Source organism: Aeromonas sp. A35_P, from assembly GCF_002259925.1.
GTDB classification, from domain to species: domain Bacteria; phylum Pseudomonadota; class Gammaproteobacteria; order Enterobacterales; family Aeromonadaceae; genus Aeromonas; species Aeromonas dhakensis.
In genome coordinates, this window is the sequence record NZ_NEVB01000204.1 from 1 (window position 1) to 979 (window position 979).

At 63.5% G+C, this 979-nt stretch carries 1 protein-coding gene; it reads left to right on the plus strand.

What is annotated here, in order from left to right; translation table 11 throughout:
- The coding region (locus CAK78_RS14740; RefSeq protein WP_217900833.1) for a VCBS domain-containing protein at positions 1-979 on the plus strand (979 nt) is incomplete at both ends.

The window sequence follows — 979 nt, forward strand, 5'->3', positions numbered from 1 at the left end:
CACCGTGGCCTCGGTGGATGGCACTACCCACACCGTGACCATCACCATCACTGGCGTGAACGATGCTGCGGAGATCACCGGTACCGATACCGGTGGTGTGACCGAAGATGAAAGCAACCCGACCCTGACCGAGACCGGCACCCTGACCGTGACCGACGTGGACGGGGCCGACGAAGCCAAGTTTGTTTCTGGCAACGGCACCCCGAGCGCGGGTGCGCTGGGTAGCCTGACCATCACCGAAGGCGGCGCCTGGACCTACAACGTCGACAACAGCAAGGTGCAGTACCTGGGCGAGGGCGAGACCAAGGTTGAGACCTTTGTGGTCGAGTCCGTCGATGGCACCACCCATACCGTGACCATCACCATCACTGGCGTCAACGATGCCGCGGTGATCACCGGTACCGATACCGGTGGCGTGACCGAAGATGAAAGCAACCCGATCCTGACCGAGACCGGTACCCTGACCGTGACCGACGTGGACGGGGCGGACGAAGCCAAGTTCCTGGCGGGCAACGGCGTGGCCAGCACTGGCGCGCTGGGCAGCCTGACCATCACCGAAGGCGGCGCCTGGACTTACAACGTCGACAACAGCAAGGTGCAGTACCTGGGCGAGGGTGAGACCAAGGTCGAGACCTTCACCGTGGCCTCGGTGGACGGCACCACCCACACCGTCACCATCACCATCACTGGCGTCAACGACAGCGCCGTCATTGGCGGTACTGACTCCGGCAACGTGGTGGAAGACGAGAGCAACCCGACCCTGACCGAGACCGGTACCCTGACCGTGACCGACGTGGACGGCGCGGACGAAGCCAAGTTTGTTTCTGGCAACGGCACCCCGAGTGCGGGCGCACTGGGTAGCCTCTCCATCACCGAAGGCGGCGCCTGGACCTACAACGTCGACAACAGCAAGGTGCAGTACCTGAGCGAGGGCGAGACCAAGGTCGAGACCTTTGTGGTCGAGTCCGTCGATGGCACT